This is a genomic window from Providencia sp. PROV141, from assembly GCF_028481645.1.
Lineage (GTDB): Bacteria > Pseudomonadota > Gammaproteobacteria > Enterobacterales > Enterobacteriaceae > Providencia > Providencia rettgeri.
Genome location: NZ_JAMPPR010000007.1, coordinates 55701 through 75928 on the forward strand (window position 1 = coordinate 55701; position 20228 = coordinate 75928).

Here is a 20228-nt window from a genome sequence, read left to right on the forward strand (position 1 = left end):
CCGTCATGAATAAACCGATTGCTGAGAATGTCGATATTGCCCTCATTGGCGCAGGGATCATGAGTGCAACACTTGGTACATTTCTCAAAGAACTAGAGCCTTCACTGACGATTGCTGTTTTTGAAAGGCTAAACGACTGTGCCCAAGAAAGCTCCCATCCGTGGAACAATGCGGGAACAGGTCATGCCGCTAACTGTGAGATGAACTATACTCCACCAAACCCAGATGGTACGGTGGATATCAGTAAAGCGCTTGAAGTCAATACGGAGTTTGATCTCTCTCGTCAGCTTTGGTCTTATCTAGTCACCAAAGGTAAAATTAAAGATCCACGTGACTTTATTCACCCATGCCCACATATGAGCTTTGTTTGGGGTGAAGACAATGTAAAATTCTTAAAACAACGCTACCAACAGATGTCTGCTCACCACTGTTACCACAACATGGAATACAGTGATGACCCAAAACAGATCAACGAGTGGGCACCACTGATCATGGAAGGCCGTGATCCTAAAGAAGCGATTGCGGCTACCCGTGTAAATACTGGTGCTGATGTCGATTACGGTGCACTAACGCATTTATTAATTGCACAATTAAGCGAACAATCCGGTTTTTCAATTCACTATAAACATGAAGTCATCGATGTTAAAAAGACCCCCGATGGCAGATGGAATATTGAAGTTAAAAACCTACTCACGCATGAAAAAACGATCACTTCCGCAAAATTTGTGTTCGTTGGTGCAGGTGGGCGGGCGATCGAATTACTACAGAAATCGGGGATCCCTGAAGGAAAAGGGTATGGTGGGTTCCCTGTTAGTGGTATCTGGTTACGTTGTGATAACGAAGAAATTGCTTCTCGCCACCATGCAAAAGTTTACGGTAAAGCAGACAAAGGCTCACCACCAATGTCTGTTCCACACTTGGACACTCGCATTATTGGTGGTAAACGTTCTCTATTATTCGGGCCTTATGCCGGTTTTTCGAGTAAATTCCTTAAGCACGGCTCTTATTTAGATCTGTTTGAATCGGTTAAATTGAATAACATTGAACCAATGCTTGCGGTTGCGAAAGATAACTGGTCACTCGCAGAATACCTAGTAGGCCAAGTCCTGCAAACTTCTGCTCACCAATTTGCCATGCTGCAACAATTCTACCCAGAAGCACAGCATGAGGATTGGAAAGAGGTGGTTGCAGGGCAACGAGTACAAATTATTAAGCCTGAGCATGATAAGAAAGGGGTTTTAGAATTTGGTACAGAACTGATTACCAGTGCGGATAAATCATTTACTGTATTGATGGGTGCATCTCCGGGAGCCTCCACTGCGGCATTTATTGCATTGAATGTATTAAAAACCTGTTTTGATGACCAACTCAAAGCTGATGGATGGGAAACTCGTTTAAAAGATATCATTCCAACCTATGGGATTGATTTAAAAACGGATGCAAAAGCCTGTTTAGATATTCGTACCGCCACTGCCAAAGTGCTTCAACTCGATAATTAGTTATTAATTAGGTTGGGAAATCACTTCCCAACCTTTATCAATATTTAGAATAAAATGACCCGAAAACCTGGGTTCAAAAAGGATTCTCGCGGTGTGTAGTCTAACGTTTTTCCATGCCAATCAACGACTTTCGCACCTGCACCAATGGCAATCGCATGACCCGCAGCAGTGTCCCAAATATTCGTAGGCCCAAAACGTGGATAAAGCTGTGCTTTCCCTTCCGCAACCAAACAAAATTTGAGTGAAGAACCAATTTCTACTGTCGTGTGTTCACCCATTTGTTTTAAATAATCCATTAATTCATTGTCTTGATGAGAGCGGCTAATAACAATAACCGGAGGCTTGGCATCATTCACATGAATAAGTTGCTTATGTCCACCTTCTTCCTTCCAGGCTTGATTTCCTTCAGCGTAATATAGCAACCCTTTCGCTGGGGCATATACCACTCCCATCGTTGGTACGCCATTCTCAATGAGTGCAATATTAACCGTAAAATCCCCATTACGATTAATAAATTCTTTCGTTCCATCCAATGGGTCAATCAACCAATAACGTTGCCAATTCTGCCTGGTTGCCCATTGTGGAGGGTCTTCTTCAGACAGTTGAGGGATATCAGGGGCAATGCGAGCAAGGCCTGCTGTAATCACATTGTGGGCGGCAATATCAGCCTCGGTCACAGGCGAATTATCACTTTTGTGTTCAACCTGTAAAGGTTCTTGCGCATTATAAGTTTCCATAATCGCATAACCCGCTTCTTGAGCTAATTCGCAAATTTGCTGTAGCATATTATTCACCTCTCTGATGGCGCTTTACAGCAAGAGTAGCAATTGTGTGAAATTAACGCCATAAAAAAAGCCCCAAAGTCCAAAGACAATGAGGCTTTTACTCGTAAACTAAACTAACAGAAATTATAAAATTTCAAGTAATTCAACTTCAAATACTAATGTGCTGAATGGCGGGATTGATGCACCTGCACCACGCTCACCATAAGCTAATTGATGAGGAATATACAATTCCCATTTAGAGCCAACTGGCATCAGAGTCAATGCTTCAATCCAACCTGGAATAACACCGCTTACAGGAAACTCTGCTGGCTGGCCACGCTGTACTGAGCTATCAAACACAGAGCCATCGATTAAACGCCCTGTGTAATGAACACGTACACGGTCTGAGCGGGATGGGATAGCACCATCACCTTGGTTAATCACTGAAAATTGTAAGCCTGACTCAGTCGTTGAAACACCATCACGTTTTTGGTTTTCATCTAGGAATTTTTGGCCTTCTTCCGCTAATGCTGCCTGACGAGATACACGGACAGCGTCGGCACGCTCATGCACTTCACGCAATGCTTTGTGCAGAGTTTCAACAGGTACCGATGGCATATTGCCTTCTAAAGCATCAACGAGACCTGCTAGAATTGCATTTGGCACTAAACCTTCTAGCCCTGACTCTAATAATTGTTGCCCAACTTGTAGACCTATGCCATAACTCGCTTGAGCTTCTACCGAATCGAATTTTTGGTTTGCCATGAAAATACCCATATGATTTTGAGAAAAACCAAGAATAGCAGCCTCACCCTTATGGGTAAACCCAAACAATGAATCTAAAGAATAAAACTGATTGATTCTCGACAAATTTATTCGGTGTTCTCTGAAAAATTCAGCCAAACGCTAAAAATGTCTAAAAAGGGTGCTAGTATGCGTATTAATACGGTCTAATTTACTCATTGCCTCATCAAGGAGGAGTGATGTTTAAACTTTCAAAATTTCATCGCTATGGCATTGCACTGCTCGCTCTAATTGTCGTGGTCGCTTTTTTTTGGCCTACAAGTGATAAATCCCCCAGCGATATTGTTCAAAACCAACCGATTGTCATCCCCCCACCCACAACCCCAGAGGTCATGCCTGAACCTACTATTACGCCACCAATACCAGAACCAGTGCCAGCACCTGAAGGTAATTCCCCTCTTTTACCTACTGAGCCTGAAATTATTCCAGAACCTATTGAGCCCGCACCCAATGAGCCTCCAATAGTAACTTCACCAGAAAAAACACCTGAGCCCAAAACCACTCGCCCTTCTGCCAATGAGTGGCAAAATTACCGAGTACAAAAAGGGAAGACTCTCGCACAACTGTTTCGTGATAATAACTTACAAGCCAATGACGCTTTTATTATGGCGCGCGTAGAAGGTGCAGAAAAACCACTGAGTAATTTACGTCAAGGGCAAAAAATTCGTTTAAAAGCCAATGCAAAAGGGGAAGTTCAATTATTAGAAACTACGGGTTCTGATGGGAAAACCTATAGCTTTGCGCGATTAAGCGATGGGAGTTATTACAGAACGCCTTAGCATTAGTGCAAAAACCCTTGTGAAATAAAAAACAGATATCTAGAAAGCAAAAAACACCGGACTTAGCCGGTGTTTTTTATTTGCACCATGGATAACCCAATGATGCATATCATCATTATTGATTACTCAGCAACGATGATAACGTTCAGCTCTGCGAAAACATCGCTGTGTAACTGGAAGTGAACTTCGTGGTCACCAGTAGTACGTAGAACGCCGTTTGGCAGGCGAACTTCGCTTTTCGCGATTTGAACGCCAGCCGCAGTAATTGCGTCAGCGATATCACGAGTACCGATTGAACCGAACAGTTTACCTTCGTCACCAGCTTTAGAAGCCAGAGTAACAGAACCCAGCGCAGTAACAGCTGCTGCACGAGCCTGTGCTGCTGCCAGAACGTCAGCTAATTTAGCTTCCAGTTCAGCGCGGCGAGCTTCGAAAAATTCAACGTTTTTCTTAGTTGCAGGAACAGCTTTGCCCTGTGGTACTAAGAAGTTACGAGCGTAGCCCGATTTAACGTTAACTTGGTCACCCAGGCTACCTAGGTTAGCTACTTTATCAAGCAGAATAACTTGCATTACCTTATCCTCTATTAGTCGTTAATGGACTGTACCAATTACTGATGACGATCAGTGTATGGTAACAGAGACAGGTAGCGAGCGCGCTTGATAGCACGAGCGAGCTGGCGTTGATATTTTGCACGAGTACCGGTAATACGGCTTGGTACAATTTTACCACTTTCAGTGATATAGTTTTTCAGCGTTGCGATATCTTTATAGTCGATCTCTTGAACGCCTTCCGCTGTGAAACGGCAGAACTTGCGACGACGGAAATAACGTGCCATATGGCTAGTCTCCAGAATCTATCAAATCAATCTGCTCGGCATGGAGGACAATCTTGCTTATCCCATTGCGACCTTGATGGGTGCTAATGAAACCGCTGACTTTAATCCAACTGCCGACCGTTATACTGTGAGTATGAGCTTGTAAGGTTTGTCCGCTGGCAATAATGGGCATTCTGCACCATGCTTGCCTTGACAGCCCCGCTTCCTGTTGCTCCGAACGATGTTCTAAAACAAACTGGCAGTGAGGAATGCCTGACGGACTCACTTTTCGAATCAATGCTTTACAGACTGTGCCTGTGAGCACCAAACGATTAGTGGTCACTTGCGCAATTACTCTTCAGAATCCCCAGTTTCTTCTACTTCTTCATCCTGATATTCATCAGACATGTCACGGCCACGACGTTCGTCTTTAGCTTTGACCATTGGAGAAGCTTCTGTTACTGCGTGTTTTAAGCGCATAACCATGCTGCGGATAACGGCATCGTTGAAGCGGAAGTTAGTTTCCAGCTCATCAATCGCTTCCTGCGGCGCTTCTACGTTCAGAAGAACATAGTGTGCTTTGTGCAGTTTGTTGATTGGGTAAGCCAGTTGACGGCGGCCCCAGTCTTCCAGACGGTGAATCTGACCTTGTGCGTTAGTGATAACAGCACTGTAACGCTCGATCATGCCCGGAACCTGTTCGCTTTGGTCAGGATGGACCATAAAAACGATTTCGTAATGACGCATTAGTAGTTGCTCCTTACGGATTATTAGCCTCCTGTCTGGGTTAACCGCGGCCCGCGGAGGCAAGGAACTTGTTGAGTGCGGCTAAAAAATTGACGCGTAACTATACCCACCCCTGAGATAAAACTCAAGAGGTGGATGCGTTTTACCGCAAATATTATTTTTCAGTGGTGGCTAAACGCTGGCGTACGGCTTCAAATAAGCAGACGCCCGTCGCCACAGAAACATTAAGCGAAGAAACGGAACCGGCCATTGGAATGCTAATTAACTCGTCACAGTGCTCACGAGTTAAACGACGCATACCTTCACCTTCAGCTCCCATCACCAGAGCTATTGGACCCGTTAACTTGCTTTGATATAAATTGTGATCAGCTTCACCTGCCGTTCCCACAATCCACACATTATATTCTTGCAACAAACGTAATGTCCTTGCCAAATTCGTCACGCGAATAAGAGGGATGTTTTCTGCCGCGCCGCAGGCTACTTTTTTCGCAGTCGCATTCAATTGGGCTGACTTATCTTTCGGTACAATCACAGCATGAACACCTGCCGCATCAGCGCTACGTAAACATGCACCTAAGTTATGTGGGTCTGTCACGCCATCCAATACCAATAAAAATGGCGATGGTGTGCTCTCCAATAAATCAGGCAGGTCACCTTCTTGATATTGTTTACCTGGTAGTACTTTCGCAATGATACCTTGGTGAACCGCACCTTCAGTTTGGCTATCCATCCATTGACGATTCGCCACTTGAACGACGACACCTAACGCTTCAATTTCATGCACCAACGGCATTAATCGGCGATCTTCACGGCCTTTCAAAATATAGACTTCTTTAATGCGTTGCGGTGAACGCTCCAGTAAGGCTTTCACTGCGTGAATGCCATAAATCATTTCGCTCATAAATTTCTTATTTATATAAATAGTAAAGTGGCGCTAACACGCCACTTTGGTTAATAACGATGGTTAATAACTACAGCAATACCATTATCCCTCTTGTTTTTGGGATTTTTTTGCAACGCGTTTAGCTTTTAATTTTGCTGTAATTTTTCTAGTTTTATCAGACGGCTTTTTGCCTTTTCCTTTCCCTTTCGCCTCTGGCTTAGCTTCAGCTTTTTTCCCTTTTTTCTCTGAACGGCGAAATGCAGAATCAGGCTCGAAGTTTTTATCTTTGCTCGCATCCGCTTTTCGACGAGCTGGACGCGTCGCATTTTTCACTTCTTGCTTCATTTTGTCCCGCGCTGTTTTGCCCGGGTTTTTCGCTTTACGAGTAGTTGAAATTAAGGCGAAATCAATGGTACGCTCATCCATATGCACCGCTTCGACACGAATTTCCACTTCATCACCAAGACGATAAGTGGTACCTGATGATTCACCAATTAAACGCTGGCCGACCGCATCATAACGGTAGTAGTCATTATCCAACGTTGAAATATGCACTAAACCATCAATAAATAAATCATTAAGACGCACAAAGAAACCAAAACCAGTGACGCTTGTGATTAAACCTGTAAAGGTTTGGCCAACTTGGTCTTGCATGAAATCACATTTCAGCCAGTCAGCCACATCACGAGTCGCTTCATCAGCTCGGCGCTCAGTCATTGAACAGTGCTCACCAAGCTGTAACATGCTATCCATGTCTGAATGCCAGCCACCTGTTTCCGTCCAGCGCTTATCTGAATGACCATGTTCTTTCGCCAGTAAATATTTTATCCCACGATGTAACGTCAGGTCAGGATAACGACGAATTGGTGATGTAAAGTGAGCATACGATTTCAAACCTAAGCCAAAGTGACCGCGGTTTTCAGGATCATAAATCGCTTGTTTCATCGAACGTAAAATCATGGTTTGCAGTAATTCATGATCAGGGCGCTCAGCCACTTCATTCATTACCTGCGCATAATCTTTCGGCTCTGGCTTCATTCCACCTGGTAGAGTCAAACCTAATTCACTGAATACTGAGCGTAAATTCATCACGCTTTCTTCTTTAGGACGGTCATGCACACGGTACAATGCAGGCTCTTCATTTTTCTCAACATACCGAGCCGCCGCAATGTTAGCCAAAATCATGCACTCTTCAATCAATTTATGTGCATCATTGCGCTCAACGGGTTCGATACTTTCAATGCGGCGTTCTGCGTTAAAAATGAATTTCGCTTCTTCAGATTCGAAGGAAATTGCACCACGCTCAATACGCGCAGCATCCAGTGCTTTATATAATTGGTGCAAATGCTCAATATGCGGCACTAAGGCTTTATAGTGCTCACGCAGCTCTTCATCTCCTTCCAAGATTTTCCACACTTTCGTGTAAGTTAACCTTGCATGAGAACTCATAACCGCTTCATAGAACTTGTATGACGAAAGCTTACCAGATGCCGATACTGTCATTTCGCACACCATACACAGGCGGTCAACACCAGGGTTTAGTGAGCACAGGCCGTTCGATAAGACTTCGGGGAGCATAGGAACAACTTGAGATGGAAAATATACCGAGTTACCTCGACTACGAGCTTCTGTATCTAGAGCCGTTTGAGGACGGACATAATAGCTTACATCCGCAATCGCCACCCATAAGCGCCAACCACCACCTTTTTTCGGTGCACAATAAACCGCATCATCAAAGTCGCGGGCATCTTCGCCGTCAATGGTCACTAAAGGGAGATCACGTAAATCAGCGCGCCCTTTTTTCGCCGATTCAGGGACATGCTCACTCAGGTCCGCAACTTGTTTTTCAACTTGTGGTGGCCATGAATGTGGGATTTCATGGGTACGTAAAGCGATTTCCACCGCCATACCCGTTCCCATTGTTTCGCCTAACACTTCAATGATATTTCCCACCGCTTGCGAGCGACGTTGTGGGCGGGTGACTAATTCAACCACCACCACATTCCCCATACGAGCGCCAAGGACGCGATCTTTCGGAATCAAAATATCAAAGCTTAAACGGCTATCATCCGGTACGACAAACCCCATACCCGATTCAATAAAATACCGGCCAACAATTTGGTTATTACGTGGTTCTAACACACGAACAACACGAACCTCTGTCCGCCCCTTACGGTCTTGCCCATAAGGTTGCGCTAGAATAACGTCACCATGTAGGGCGCGTTTCATTTCGTCTTGAGATAAATAGTAATCTTCTTTTTTACCCTCAACACGCAGGAAACCGTAGCCATCACGATGGCCAATCACTTTCCCTTTTAATAAGTCTAAACGCTCCGGTAATGCATAACACTGACGGCGAGTGAAGACTAATTGCCCATCCCGTTCCATGGCTCTTAACCGACGACGCAGTGCCTCTAATTCATCTTCTGTCGATAAATTCAATAATTGTGCGATTTCTTCGCGATTAGCTGGTGCAGTACGCTTCGAGATAAGGTCAAGAATGTATTCTCGACTTGGAATTGGGGACTCGTATTTTTCTGCTTCTCTTTCCTGAAAAGGATCTTGTGACATCGTTACCTCCGTTGTCATCAGAATTCATAACTACCGCAAATGCTAGTCAAGCAGTAGTTGATAGAGCGGGCTGTTATCTTTCACCATGTCCGCCAGCGTGTATTGATCAAGTTCTTGTAAAAACTGCTGTATTGCTTGGTGTAGCACACCTTTTAAACGACACGCAGGTGTAATGTGGCAAAACTCACCACTACAATTAACAAGAGTCAGGGGCTCTAATGCTCTGACAACGTCCCCTATACGAATTGATTCTGCTGGTTGCCCTAGTGTAATCCCGCCATTTTTGCCACGAGTGGCTTTAATATAACCTAGGTGACTGAGCTGATTAATAATTTTTACCATATGGTTACGCGATACACCGTAAACTTCGGTGACCTCTGTAATACTGGTCATTTTCCCTTCACCTAGGGATGCCAGGTAAATAAGAGCTCGTAACCCATAATCTGTAAAACTAGTCAGTTGCACAATCACCTCAAAATTTTAGCTATAACGCTGTTGGCCGCAAATCATTGGCCTAAAAAATGCGACTTATTTTAAAATTCACGCTTACTATTTCTAACCCAACACTTTCAGTTTTCTGAACAAAATATAGCATGCTAATAAATTATATGTCGTTAAATAAAGTTTAACGTATAACACAAGTCAAATATGCATTTAATTGCACATAATTTGCACACAAAAGTGACTTGATTCAATCATTATGGGGAATTTTGACTGTTTTATCAAAGAAGCTGCATAGTGGAAGGAGGTAAAGCAGTAAAAAACTGCGCCTGTATTAGGCGCAGTCAGTGTTATTACTCAACATCAAATGGATCACGCAGGATCATGGTTTCTGAACGATCTGGACCGGTTGAAATAATATCAACTGGAATACCCGTTAGATCTTCAACGCGTTTGATGTAATTCAGAGCTGCTTGTGGCAGTAATTCTCTTTGTTTCACACCAAAAGTTGTCTCTTTCCAACCTGGCATTGATTCATAAACTGGCTCTAAGCCATCCCACTCATCAGCAGCTAAAGGCGTTGTTTCAAGCACTTTGCCATCTGGACGACGGTAACCTACACAAATTTTGACTTCTTCTAAACCGTCTAAAACATCCAGTTTAGTCATACAGAAGCCTGACAGTGAGTTAATTTGTACCGCACGATTAATCGCAACGATATCTAACCAACCAGTACGGCGTTTACGACCCGTCGTTGCACCAAATTCTTGGCCTTTTTCACGCAGGAATTCACCCACTTCATCAAACAGCTCAGTTGGGAATGGACCCGCACCAACACGCGTTGAGTAAGCTTTGATGATACCTAATACGTAGTTGACATAACGTGGACCTAAACCAGAACCTGTTGCAACACCACCCGCAGTGGTATTTGAAGAGGTTACATACGGATAAGTACCGTGGTCGATGTCCAATAATGTGCCTTGTGCACCTTCAAACATCACGAATTCGTTGTTCTGGCTTGCTTTGTACAGCAGATCAGATACATCGATTACCATGCCAGTCAGGATATCGGCAACAGCCATGATATCGTCTAGCGTTTTTTGGTAATCAACAGCAGGTTCTTTATAGTAATTAACGAGTTGGAAGTTATGGTATTCGACGATTTCTTTTAATTTTTCTGCAAAAGTTGCTTTATCGAATAAATCACCAACACGTAAGCCACGACGAGCAACTTTGTCTTCGTAAGCAGGACCAATACCACGACCTGTTGTTCCAATCGCTTTGGAACCACGAGCTTTCTCACGCGCATTATCTAATGCAACATGATAAGGCAGGATCAGTGGACATGCCTCTGAAAGACGTAAACGTTCGCGAACAGGAACACCGCGGTCTTCCAATTCTTTCATCTCTTTCATTAATGCGTCTGGCGCAAGAACAACACCATTAGCGATGATGCTGATGACATTTTCACGAAGAATACCGGATGGAATTAAGTGGAGAACGGTTTTTTCACCGTTTACAACAAGAGTATGGCCAGCATTATGGCCGCCCTGATAGCGAACTACGTATTTAGCACGCTCTGTCAGCAAGTCAACGATCTTGCCCTTCCCTTCGTCACCCCATTGGGTGCCCAGTACGACAACGTTCTTACCCATTTTGAAATACACTCGGTTGCTTAAAAATGAATTCTACCATCAAAAATGAACTGTTCCAGTGATATTTTGGCAATACAAAAATTTTTTTCTGGAAAGCAAGTAAAATGGTATTTTTTATTTCTGCCGTAAACTCAAAATGAATGCCATCAGTTGAGCAGCTCAAATTTTCCCTGAAAAATCCTATACTTAAAACGACAGGCGAAAAAAAGCCCACCGAAGCGGGCTTTTCTTTAATAGATTAACAGTTATTTTGCTAGGTTGCACGCAACTTAGTCTGATTATTTATTAATCTGTTGCACGAAGCTTAGTTGGTGCTTTCATAAAGCGGAAGAAGTCAGTGTCCGGACTTAATACCATCACGTCTTCACCACTCTTGAAGCTTTGCTCATAGGCACGCAAGCTACGAATAAACGCATAGAACTCTGGATCTTGGTTGAATGCATCAGCAAACAGTTTCGTTGCCATCGCATCACCTTCACCTCGGTAAGTTAGTGCGGTACGCTCTGCTTCAGCCAACGTTTCTGTTACTGTTTTATCTGCAACAGCGCGGATCTTAGTCGCTTCTTCTTGACCTTGTGAACGATGTTGACGTGCAACTGCTTCACGTTCTGCACGCATACGCGCATAGATAGCTTCAGAAACTTCGTTTGGCAGCTCAATACGTTTAATACGTACATCGACAACCTCGATACCTAACGCCGCCATACTGTTTGCATTCACAACCAGTGGCTTCAGGTTCGTTTCCTCTTCAACACGTTTAGCTGCATCCGCAATCGCTGCATCCGCTTCTTTTGTTGAATCGTCAATTGCAGTACCTTTGTTCAAGGCATCACGCACATCAACCGTTAAACGCCCACGTGAATCAGTGATAATGTCTTTAACGCTTAAACGACCAAACTCAGAACGTAAACGGTCACTAAATTTACGTTTTAACAGGGTTTCTGCTTGGAATGGGTTACCACCGCCAGTCGCTACATAGTAACGACTGAAATCAGTCACGCGCCATTTCAGGTAGGAGTCCACCATTAAGTCTTTGTTTTCACTTGTCAGATAACGGTCAGCTTGAATTTCAAGAGTCTGAATACGCGCATCTAACATTTTCACCGTTTCAATAAATGGAACTTTGAAATGCAGACCTGGCTCATAAATGATCGGTTTGTTTTCAGAGTCACGTAGAACCTTACCAAAACGCAATACGATACCGCGGTCAGTTTGAGGAACAATAAAGATAGATGCGTATGCAACTGCCAAGATGGCAATAACGATAACAATTAGCGATTTACGCATGATTATTGTCTCCCTACTCTAACAGCATCACCACGAACAGCGCTGTTTGGCTGTACAGGTGTTGCAGCAGATGATGACGAACTATTGCTTGGCGTCGCCATTCTTGCTGACGGATTAGCTTTTGACGTTGAAGCCGCATCTGAATTTGTACCGCGCATGATTTGGTCAAGTGGCAGCACTAACATGCTGTTGCTCTTATCATTCGCAATTACTTTACGTGTATTACTTAACACACGCTCCATGGTGTCGATATACAGACGCTCACGGGTGATTTCTGGTGCAGCACGGTATTCAGGTAACATTTTCGCAAAGCTTGCGACCTCACCCTCTGCTTTGAAAACCACACTCGCTTTATATGCTTCAGCTTCTTCAATTAGGCGTTGTGCGTTACCTTTTGCCAGTGGAAGAACTTCATTTCGGTAAGCGTGTGCTTCACGAATCGTTTTTTGTTCTTCTTCCCTTGCTGAGATTACGTCATCAAATGCCGCTTTAACATCTTCAGGTGGACGTGCAGCTTGGAAGTTGACGTCAAGCAGTGTGATACCCATTTTATATGGTGCAATTGTTGCTTCGAGCTCTTTTTGTGTTACATCACGGATAAAAGCACGATTCGTAGTCAGTACTTGCTCCATCGCAGACTGACCGATTACACCACGCACAGCACTATCTAGCGCCTGACGCAGACTATTGTCTGGGTTTGTGACACTAAATAAATATTGCGCAGGGTCGGTAACACGATATTGAACGTTCATTTCAACGCGGATCACGTTTTCATCTGACGTTAACATCATGCCATTTGTTGCTTGTTCACGTACGGTTTCCACGTTGACAGGAATAACCCTATCAATGAAGGTTGGTTTCCAGTTCAAACCAGGCCCAACAACACCACTATATTCACCAAAACGTAATACTACGCCACGGTCACTTTCTTTGATGGTGTAGAAGCCTGAACCTGCCCATACAACAACGATAGCAGCAAGAGCTAACATACCTAAACGGCCGCTGATTTGTGATGGTTGTTTATTATCGCCATCACCACCGCTGCCTTTATTTCCACCAAGCTTGCTGCCTAGTTTACGAAAGAGATCGTCGAGATCATAAGCCCCACGTTTTCGACCACCTTTGTTCCCGCCAGAGTTGCCGCCTTTATTGCCGCTTCCCCACGGATCGCGGTCTTGTCCGTCATTACCGGGCTGATTCCACGCCATGTTTTAGCTCCATTCTTTATGATTGATTTTCAGGGCTAAGAGCGATAGGGCTCTTAATATCAATTCCATTGCCTAACTACATCATTAACCACCAAAGCAATTAAATAACGTAGTCAGGTAATTGCTGCTCTTGTTTGCACAGACGCCGCCAATCCACCATTGGCATACGCACCTCAAGGCCAATTGAGCCGTCTTCTTCCTGCCATTCACGTTCGATTGACTGAAGTTGGTAGAAACGGCTACGTAAACGGCCTTCATTCGGTGGTAAACGCAATTCAACATGTGCGATTTCACCTGAAAGACGTTCCGTCAATGCCTGTAGCAGCAATGAGATACCATCGCCCGTTTGCGCTGAAACCCAGACACGAACCGGCTTGTTATCCTCATCTCTGTCAATACGCGGGACAAAATCCTCTAGCATATCAACTTTGTTCATCACTAAAAGTGTTGGTATTTCATCCGCTTCGATTTCTTCTAACACACTTTCAACTGCATGAATATTTTCATCCAAGCGATTATCAGCTGCATCGATAACGTGCAGCAGTAACGTTGCTTCACGTGTTTCTTGCAGGGTTGCTTTAAAAGCTGCAACCAAATCATGGGGTAAATGACGGATAAAACCCACAGTATCTGCAAGAACGACAACACCAACATCTTCTACATCAATACGACGAAGTGTTGGGTCAAGTGTTGCAAATAACTGGTCAGCAGCATAAACATCAGCGGCCGTCATGCGGTTAAACAAACTAGACTTACCAGCGTTGGTATAACCGACAAGCGAAATAGTCGGGATATCAGCCTTACTTCTCGCTTGACGCCCTTGTTCACGCTGTTTTTCCACCCGACTAAGACGAGATAAGATTTGTTTAATTTTATCTCTTAATAGCCGGCGGTCAGTTTCAAGTTGAGTTTCACCGGGACCTCGTAAGCCAATCCCGCCTTTTTGTCGCTCTAAGTGCGTCCATCCCCTCACTAAGCGAGTCGATAAATGCCTTAACTGAGCCAATTCAACTTGAAGCTTACCTTCGTGTGTACGTGCGCGTTGAGCAAAAATATCTAAAATTACCCCTGTACGGTCAACCACCTTACATTGGCAAATCCTTTCGAGATTACGTTCTTGAGCAGGGCTTAGAGTATGATTAAACAACACCACATCTGCACCACTTTCCTCAACAGCTTGGGCAATTTCTTCTGCTTTACCTTCCCCAACAAAAAACTTTGGATGAGGGGCTTTACGACTGCCCGTGACTATTTGTACTGGTTTTACGCCAGCAGATGTCACAAGTGACTCAAATTCTGCCAGATTATCAACGTCTTTTTCTTGAGAAAAAAAGACATGGACTAATACAGCTAGTTCACCGCCTTCATACCTATCAAACAAGGTGTAACCTCTTAGGCTAAACAATAATTGCAAAGGAAAAACACAGGTACAGTCTCCCTACCCATGCTTTCCTTGTCTTTTAGCGTACAAACTTACTCAGTTACTTCGCCATCTTGCGCTGCAGGGTTACCTGAATGGTAATTACCATTGCCAGTGCTACCCGTAGTACCGCTATGATGAGAAACAGGGCGAGCAGGGACAACAGTCGAGATAGCGTGTTTATAAACCATCTGGCTAACTGTGTTTTTTAATAAAATAACAAATTGGTCAAAAGACTCAATTTGCCCCTGCAATTTGATGCCATTAACGAGATAAATAGAGACCGGAACCCTTTCACGACGTAATGCGTTCAGGAACGGATCTTGCAAAGATTGCCCCTTAGCCATTCTATGTTTTCCTTATTTTGTTGTTTTTAAAAGAGAATCTTTTAGATTCCAAAAAGTAACTACTCAAAAATTGCGCTTAACGTTCTAATTGTACACAAACATCAGTCCTATGCACGCATAACCTGCATAACGGTGCTAAGCGCTTGCTGAGGTTGTTCACTATCTAACCAATGAACATTCTCCCAGCCTCTTAACCAGGTAATTTGACGTTTTGCCAATTGGCGAGTTGCACAAATTCCCCGATAAATCATTTCATCATGGCTAATTTCACCATCTAAATATGACCACATTTGCCGATATCCCACACAACGGATTGAAGGGAGGTCAACATGTAAATCATTTCGTTGATGCAATTTACGAACTTCTTCTTCAAAGCCCGCATCTATCATCAGATGAAAACGTTGTTCTATGCGCTCATGTAAAATTTTACGATCTTGTGGCGCAATAGCAAACTGAAACACATTATAAGGTAATTCTTCCCCAGCTGTTTGTGTCATTTCAGTCAAAGTTTGTCCCGAAATGAGATATACCTCTAAAGCACGGGATAATCTTTGTGGATCGTTAGGGTGGATCCTTGCTGCGGCAACTGGGTCAACCTCCGTAAGACGGCGATGAATTTCCCCCCACCCTTGTTCTTTAGCAATGTGTTCAATTTCAGTACGAACTGTTGGGTCAGCTGAAGGAAGTGGTGAAAGTCCTTCTAATAAGGCTTTAAAATACAACATTGTGCCACCGACTAATAATGGAATTTTACCTTGTGAGGTAATTTCAGCCATGGCATTTAATGCGTCACGGCGAAAATCGGCAGCACTGTATGGTAGAGACGGATCGAGAATGTCAATCAGACGATGAGGAGCTTGGCTGAGTTCTTCCGCTGTTGGTTTTGCTGTGCCAATATCCATTCCTCGGTAAATTAATGCCGAATCGACACTAATAATTTCCACAGGCAAATGCTTGCGAAGTTCGATCGCTAAAGCGGTTTTACCTGAGGCCGTTGGACCCATTAGGAATATTGCGTCAGGTTTTTTCTGAGTTGCTAAATCACTCATTTGTTAGTGTAGCTACCACGGATTGTAAATTAATTAATTGTAATAATGTTGGTGGGGGATTTTTTACCCACTGCGGGCATACCCGCTCAACATCAGCCAGCAACTGAACAGCCTGTGCTAAACTCCAACTTTCCTCTGTTTTAACCTGTGAAACTGCTTTAGCGAGCCATTGTGCAATCTCTTCGTCAGTTACACTTTCTTTTCTCGATAAAAAATCGAGTAATTCAGAAAAAAGCTGTGATAAATTTTGTGTTCTTAATGGTAACGATACCGTATGAATTGTTACTTTTCCATGTAATATCGTGGCTTCGATACCAAATATTGTCAATTGTTCCTTGTACCGCTGTAAAACCTCTATTTCATCATTTTTAAGTGACACTTTTAGAGGTATTAATAATGGCTGAGGCTTTAATGCTCCACCACCCGGTGATAATTGTGACAATTTCAATAAATAATTAGCTTCCGTTAAGGATAACAGGATTAGCCCCAACGAAGACTCAATTAATGCAAAGTTTTTTGCGTAAATTGTCAATACTTTGCCAAAAAGGTAGTTATCCGCATTTTTTGCTACAGGTTGTGACGATATTTGTGGCGAGTTTATCGGTTTACGCTCAGGAAAAAGCGGTTTTTTATCTTCAGAGGCAACGGGAATAGACATTAAGCTCTGATACAGCTCACCTGCTTTTTTGTCATACGTTGAACCAAACGTTTTTGCTGGCACATTTCCTGAAAAACCTGATGTTGACTTCGGTGAAGAAAAAGCGTGATTTGCCGTATTATCCTTTAAGTGACTAGGCTGGTCATAAGGTATTTTAGACTCTCGAACGGTATTTTCGATGAGGGTATGGTTTTCTGTCTTATGTTGCTTGGGAGTCACGTTTGGTGAAGAAAAATAGTTTTCCCCCGCAGAAGGTCGATTTTCTAACTCTATATTTGCCGGTTCAATACCCGGAAGCTCATCAATAGATGCAGCTTCTAATAATACCGTTCGCACCGCTTGATAAATAAAATCATGTACCAAGCGAGCTTGGTGGAAACGAACCTCATGTTTTGCTGGGTGTACGTTAACATCAACTTGTTTTGGATCAATGGTCAAATACAGGACATAAGCAGGCTGTTGGTTTTCGTCTAAATGCCCTTCATAGGCTTGGCGAATAGCATGGTTAATCAGACGATCACGCATCATACGGCCATTAACATAGCAATATTGTGTTTCGCTACCTGATGTCATTGATGGAGAAACGACCCACCCTTTGATAGAAAGGTCGCTATGTTCCCAAGATAACGCCAAAGCGCCTTGCAGAAAACCCGTTCCGCAAATCGTTCCGAGACGCCGCTCTTGCTGAGCTTCATCATGAGCAGCTCGGTATTGCTTTACTAATTTCCCGTTGTGAGTCAGATTAATAGCCACATCAGGGCGAGAAAGTGCAATTCGGCGAACAATTTCATCAATATGGCCGAACTCGGTTTTTTCTGTGCGCATAAATTTACGGCGAGCTGGCGTATTATAGAATAAATCTAATACTTCAACCGTTGTGCCATTGGGATGAGCTGCGGGTTTAACCATCACTTCCATATCCCGGCCTTCGGCATATGATTGCCATGCTTCTGTTTGGTCTGCGGGCTTAGATGTCAATGTTAAACGTGAAACGGAACTGATACTCGCTAGCGCTTCACCGCGAAACCCCATACTCATAATAGCTTCAAGGTCATCCAAAGTGGCAATTTTACTGGTCGCATGGCGAGCTAAAGCCAGAATCAGTTCATCTTTACCGATACCACAGCCATTATCACGAATACGGATCAGTTTTTCTCCACCACGCTCAATGTCGATATCAATACGCGTTGCCCCAGCATCAAGACTGTTCTCAACGAGCTCTTTAACCACTGACGCAGGCCTTTCGACTACTTCTCCTGCTGCAATTTGGTTGGCTAGCTGTGGGGAAAGAATATGTATTGCCATGCCTTCCCCCTTATTGTGGCGCCGCTTGTATTGGATTCGCCAAGAAATATTGACGTAATCCTAAATGGATAGCTTCTGCGACTTTGTCTTGGAATTCATTAGATTTTAGCAACTGTTCTTCTGCCGTATTACTAATAAAACCAGTTTCGACTAAAATCGATGGGATATCTGGGGAACGCAATACACCTAAACTTGCATGTTCAGGTGTTCTTTTATGAATATTACCCACTTTTCGCAGCTGTTCGATCACTTTAACCGCAACATCGTACCCCACACGCTGAGAATGGCCGAATTGTAGATCTAAAACAGCTTGGCTTAAATAAGGGTCCGCACCACTAAGCGCATCACCCGCCCCACCTAATAATTCAGATTGTTTTTCACGTTGTTCGAGCCAACTACCCAGCTCACTGTTTGCACGTCGATTAGACAATACCCACACTGATGCTCCTCGTGCACTGCTATTCGGAGCCGAGTCTGCGTGAATTGACACCAACATATTAGCCCCTTTCTTACGTGCCACATCAGAACGGCCACTAACGGAAATAAAATAGTCTCCATCACGGGTCATCGCGGGTTTAAACATTGGATCGGCTTCAAGGCGTTGGTATAACTTACGTGCGACACTAAGAGTCACATCCTTTTCTTTATAACCATTCTTACCAATCGCACCAGGGTCTTTTCCACCGTGCCCTGCATCAATAGCAATAACTACCTGCTTGCTGCCCTTCGGCATATTTTTATATTTAGTCGGTGTTGGCGTGGCAACAGGCGCAGGGTTATTCATCTTCAATGGTTTATCTTGAGCGCTGTTTGCCGCTGGTTTAACCGTATTATTGGTTTGATTAAAGGAGGTAGAACCGGATGAATTTCCCGTCGATATCGTTAATACCAACTGATATTCACCTGAAACTTGTTTAAGCACTGCTTTCGTTTTGGCTGTACGAGATAGCTCTAAAACTAAGCGTTTGTGTTGATTATCAGAAGGTTGGCTTGCCCGTACTAGTTTTACAAGATCCCCTGCGGGAACTTTAAGCGGTAGGCCAATAATCTCGCCTCGCTGTTTGATATCAACAACAAGACGCTCAGGTGAATGCAATGGGAAATAGGCGTAATCAGGCTTACCATCAACAAAGCTTAGTACCACTTCTGCTTGTGATGGACTATTGTTAACTTGAATATTCGATAATGTCGCCGCTTGTGTTTTTGCAGCAAACAGCCACATGACGGATACCATAAACAAGACGAAAACAGTAAAAAAACCCTTTTTTGTTATTCTGTGCATTGATGCATTCAACATGAGCAATAGCTTCCTTAGAGTAGGGGTAATGCTTCTAACAACGACTCCCCATTGGCAGAAAAAGCAACAAAGTGAGCCTGACGCCCTTCGCCTTGATAGGTCAGATGGAGCTCAAGATCCGCTTCAGGTAAAAAACCTTTACCTTGTTGCGGCCATTCGACCAAACAGATCGAATTTCCAGAAAAATAGTCACGAATTCCCATAAATTCAAGTTCTTCAGGATCTGCTAACCGATAGAGATCAAAGTGGAAGACTTGACGATCCGCTAATTCATAGGGTTCAACTAATGTGTAAGTTGGACTTTTTACATGGCCTTGATGGCCTAGCGCTTGCAAAAAACCTCGGCTAAAGGTGGTTTTCCCTGCACCAAGATCACCGTATAAGTGAATGACTGTGCTTTGGTGGCAAGCCTTAGCGATAGCATTACCTAACGCAACAGTTTGCGCTTCATTGGCAAGTTGTATTGTACATTCTTTCATATTGTTCTTTTATTATGTCATTAATAGGCGGTGTCGCCTGTTTATCCTTTAAATGCATAGTTTATATTGCTGATCAAAATGCATAAAGAGATATCAACAAACATCAATATTACCGCTTATATTAACCTAAGATGGGGCTTTTTTCTTAATTAACATTGCTTGAATGATGAGTTCAGAAATATCCTATAATTGTTTTCAATATTGACGGCATTTTTCAT

General features: G+C 43.5%; 20 protein-coding genes. 2 read left to right on the forward strand and 18 right to left on the reverse strand.

Annotation, left to right across the window (positions count from 1 at the left end):
• The first annotated feature begins 5 nt into the window (after positions 1–5).
• Positions 6–1499, forward strand: coding sequence for a malate dehydrogenase (quinone) (gene mqo, locus PSF09_RS05905; protein WP_210836909.1), 1494 nt, complete (start codon positions 6–8; stop codon positions 1497–1499).
• Positions 1500–1543: 44 nt separating this feature from the next.
• On the opposite strand, the gene cysQ is transcribed toward mqo, so the two are convergent.
• Both cysQ and PSF09_RS05915 read right to left on the reverse strand, forming a co-directional pair.
• Positions 1544–2284, reverse strand: a complete 741-nt coding sequence (cysQ, locus tag PSF09_RS05910) for a 3'(2'),5'-bisphosphate nucleotidase CysQ (RefSeq protein WP_272664550.1) — start codon at positions 2282–2284, stop codon at positions 1544–1546.
• A 123-nt stretch (positions 2285–2407) separates the two neighbouring features.
• Positions 2408–3028 (reverse strand): peptidylprolyl isomerase, encoded by a 621-nt coding sequence (locus PSF09_RS05915; protein WP_272664551.1) that lies wholly within the window; start codon positions 3026–3028, stop codon positions 2408–2410.
• A 218-nt stretch (positions 3029–3246) separates the two neighbouring features.
• Between PSF09_RS05915 and PSF09_RS05920 the strand changes: the two genes are divergently transcribed.
• Positions 3247–3846, forward strand: a complete 600-nt coding sequence (locus PSF09_RS05920; RefSeq protein WP_210836905.1) for a LysM-like peptidoglycan-binding domain-containing protein — start codon at positions 3247–3249, stop codon at positions 3844–3846.
• 122 nt (positions 3847–3968) lie between these two features.
• Here PSF09_RS05920 and rplI read toward each other — a convergent pair whose 3' ends face one another.
• From rplI to tsaE, 16 genes are all read right to left on the reverse strand, one after another.
• The gene (gene rplI, locus PSF09_RS05925; RefSeq protein ID WP_164529242.1) at positions 3969–4418 is read right to left on the reverse strand and encodes a 50S ribosomal protein L9; all 450 of its coding nucleotides are present in this window, start codon (positions 4416–4418) and stop codon (positions 3969–3971) included.
• Between the two features lie 38 nt (positions 4419–4456).
• A complete protein-coding gene (gene rpsR, locus PSF09_RS05930; RefSeq protein ID WP_000135199.1) occupies positions 4457–4684 on the reverse strand; it encodes a 30S ribosomal protein S18 in 228 nt (75 codons plus the stop codon).
• A 4-nt stretch (positions 4685–4688) separates the two neighbouring features.
• Positions 4689–5006, reverse strand: coding sequence for a primosomal replication protein N (gene priB, locus PSF09_RS05935; protein WP_210836903.1), 318 nt, complete (start codon positions 5004–5006; stop codon positions 4689–4691).
• Between the two features lie 8 nt (positions 5007–5014).
• A complete protein-coding gene (gene rpsF, locus PSF09_RS05940) occupies positions 5015–5410 on the reverse strand; it encodes a 30S ribosomal protein S6 (protein WP_004905988.1) in 396 nt (131 codons plus the stop codon).
• 154 nt (positions 5411–5564) lie between these two features.
• On the reverse strand, positions 5565–6311 hold the full coding sequence (rlmB, locus tag PSF09_RS05945; RefSeq protein ID WP_210836901.1) for a 23S rRNA (guanosine(2251)-2'-O)-methyltransferase RlmB: 747 nt from the start codon (positions 6309–6311) through the stop codon (positions 5565–5567).
• A gap of 84 nt (positions 6312–6395) precedes the next feature.
• On the reverse strand, positions 6396–8864 hold the full coding sequence (rnr, locus tag PSF09_RS05950; protein ID WP_210836899.1) for a ribonuclease R: 2469 nt from the start codon (positions 8862–8864) through the stop codon (positions 6396–6398).
• A gap of 42 nt (positions 8865–8906) precedes the next feature.
• Positions 8907–9329 (reverse strand): nitric oxide-sensing transcriptional repressor NsrR, encoded by a 423-nt coding sequence (gene nsrR / locus PSF09_RS05955; RefSeq protein WP_004907407.1) that lies wholly within the window; start codon positions 9327–9329, stop codon positions 8907–8909.
• A gap of 329 nt (positions 9330–9658) precedes the next feature.
• Positions 9659–10960 carry an adenylosuccinate synthase gene (locus tag PSF09_RS05960; protein ID WP_272664552.1) on the reverse strand — a complete coding sequence of 434 codons (1302 nt, stop codon included), beginning with the start codon at positions 10958–10960 and terminating at the stop codon, positions 9659–9661.
• 285 nt (positions 10961–11245) lie between these two features.
• A complete protein-coding gene (gene hflC, locus PSF09_RS05965; protein WP_004905999.1) occupies positions 11246–12247 on the reverse strand; it encodes a protease modulator HflC in 1002 nt (333 codons plus the stop codon).
• Between the two features lie 2 nt (positions 12248–12249).
• A complete protein-coding gene (hflK, locus tag PSF09_RS05970) occupies positions 12250–13455 on the reverse strand; it encodes an FtsH protease activity modulator HflK (protein ID WP_210836897.1) in 1206 nt (401 codons plus the stop codon).
• Between the two features lie 100 nt (positions 13456–13555).
• Positions 13556–14836, reverse strand: a complete 1281-nt coding sequence (hflX, locus tag PSF09_RS05975) for a ribosome rescue GTPase HflX (protein ID WP_004907402.1) — start codon at positions 14834–14836, stop codon at positions 13556–13558.
• Positions 14837–14928: 92 nt separating this feature from the next.
• Positions 14929–15222, reverse strand: a complete 294-nt coding sequence (gene hfq, locus PSF09_RS05980) for an RNA chaperone Hfq (RefSeq protein WP_210836896.1) — start codon at positions 15220–15222, stop codon at positions 14929–14931.
• Between the two features lie 107 nt (positions 15223–15329).
• Positions 15330–16271, reverse strand: a complete 942-nt coding sequence (miaA, locus tag PSF09_RS05985) for a tRNA (adenosine(37)-N6)-dimethylallyltransferase MiaA (RefSeq protein ID WP_210836895.1) — start codon at positions 16269–16271, stop codon at positions 15330–15332.
• A complete protein-coding gene (gene mutL / locus PSF09_RS05990; RefSeq protein WP_272683618.1) occupies positions 16264–18234 on the reverse strand; it encodes a DNA mismatch repair endonuclease MutL in 1971 nt (656 codons plus the stop codon). Before mutL ends, miaA begins: the two co-directional genes overlap by 8 nt.
• Positions 18235–18244: 10 nt before the next feature.
• Entirely contained in the window at positions 18245–19531 is a 1287-nt protein-coding gene (amiB, locus tag PSF09_RS05995; RefSeq protein WP_272683619.1) for an N-acetylmuramoyl-L-alanine amidase AmiB, read from the reverse strand.
• Between the two features lie 14 nt (positions 19532–19545).
• Complete coding sequence (tsaE, locus tag PSF09_RS06000; protein WP_004907392.1) at positions 19546–20010, reverse strand: tRNA (adenosine(37)-N6)-threonylcarbamoyltransferase complex ATPase subunit type 1 TsaE; 465 nt, start codon at positions 20008–20010, stop codon at positions 19546–19548.
• Positions 20011–20228: the final 218 nt, after the last annotated feature.

Bases quoted from the DNA above. Each gene is read 5' to 3' on its own strand.
- miaA (WP_210836895.1), bottom strand. From the start codon at position 16,271: ATGAGTGATTTAGCAACTCAGAAAAAACCTGACGCAATATTCCTAATG.
- hflC (WP_004905999.1), bottom strand. From the start codon at position 12,247: ATGCGTAAATCGCTAATTGTTATCGTTATTGCCATCTTGGCAGTTGCA.
- cysQ (WP_272664550.1), bottom strand. From the start codon at position 2,284: ATGCTACAGCAAATTTGCGAATTAGCTCAAGAAGCGGGTTATGCGATT.
- rpsF (WP_004905988.1), bottom strand. From the start codon at position 5,410: ATGCGTCATTACGAAATCGTTTTTATGGTCCATCCTGACCAAAGCGAA.
- PSF09_RS05920 (WP_210836905.1), top strand. From the start codon at position 3,247: ATGTTTAAACTTTCAAAATTTCATCGCTATGGCATTGCACTGCTCGCT.
- PSF09_RS05960 (WP_272664552.1), bottom strand. From the start codon at position 10,960: ATGGGTAAGAACGTTGTCGTACTGGGCACCCAATGGGGTGACGAAGGG.
- tsaE (WP_004907392.1), bottom strand. From the start codon at position 20,010: ATGAAAGAATGTACAATACAACTTGCCAATGAAGCGCAAACTGTTGCG.
- hfq (WP_210836896.1), bottom strand. From the start codon at position 15,222: ATGGCTAAGGGGCAATCTTTGCAAGATCCGTTCCTGAACGCATTACGT.
- rnr (WP_210836899.1), bottom strand. From the start codon at position 8,864: ATGTCACAAGATCCTTTTCAGGAAAGAGAAGCAGAAAAATACGAGTCC.
- rplI (WP_164529242.1), bottom strand. From the start codon at position 4,418: ATGCAAGTTATTCTGCTTGATAAAGTAGCTAACCTAGGTAGCCTGGGT.
- amiB (WP_272683619.1), bottom strand. From the start codon at position 19,531: ATGTTGAATGCATCAATGCACAGAATAACAAAAAAGGGTTTTTTTACT.
- rlmB (WP_210836901.1), bottom strand. From the start codon at position 6,311: ATGAGCGAAATGATTTATGGCATTCACGCAGTGAAAGCCTTACTGGAG.
- rpsR (WP_000135199.1), bottom strand. From the start codon at position 4,684: ATGGCACGTTATTTCCGTCGTCGCAAGTTCTGCCGTTTCACAGCGGAA.
- mutL (WP_272683618.1), bottom strand. From the start codon at position 18,234: ATGGCAATACATATTCTTTCCCCACAGCTAGCCAACCAAATTGCAGCA.
- PSF09_RS05915 (WP_272664551.1), bottom strand. From the start codon at position 3,028: ATGGCAAACCAAAAATTCGATTCGGTAGAAGCTCAAGCGAGTTATGGC.
- hflK (WP_210836897.1), bottom strand. From the start codon at position 13,455: ATGGCGTGGAATCAGCCCGGTAATGACGGACAAGACCGCGATCCGTGG.
- mqo (WP_210836909.1), top strand. From the start codon at position 6: ATGAATAAACCGATTGCTGAGAATGTCGATATTGCCCTCATTGGCGCA.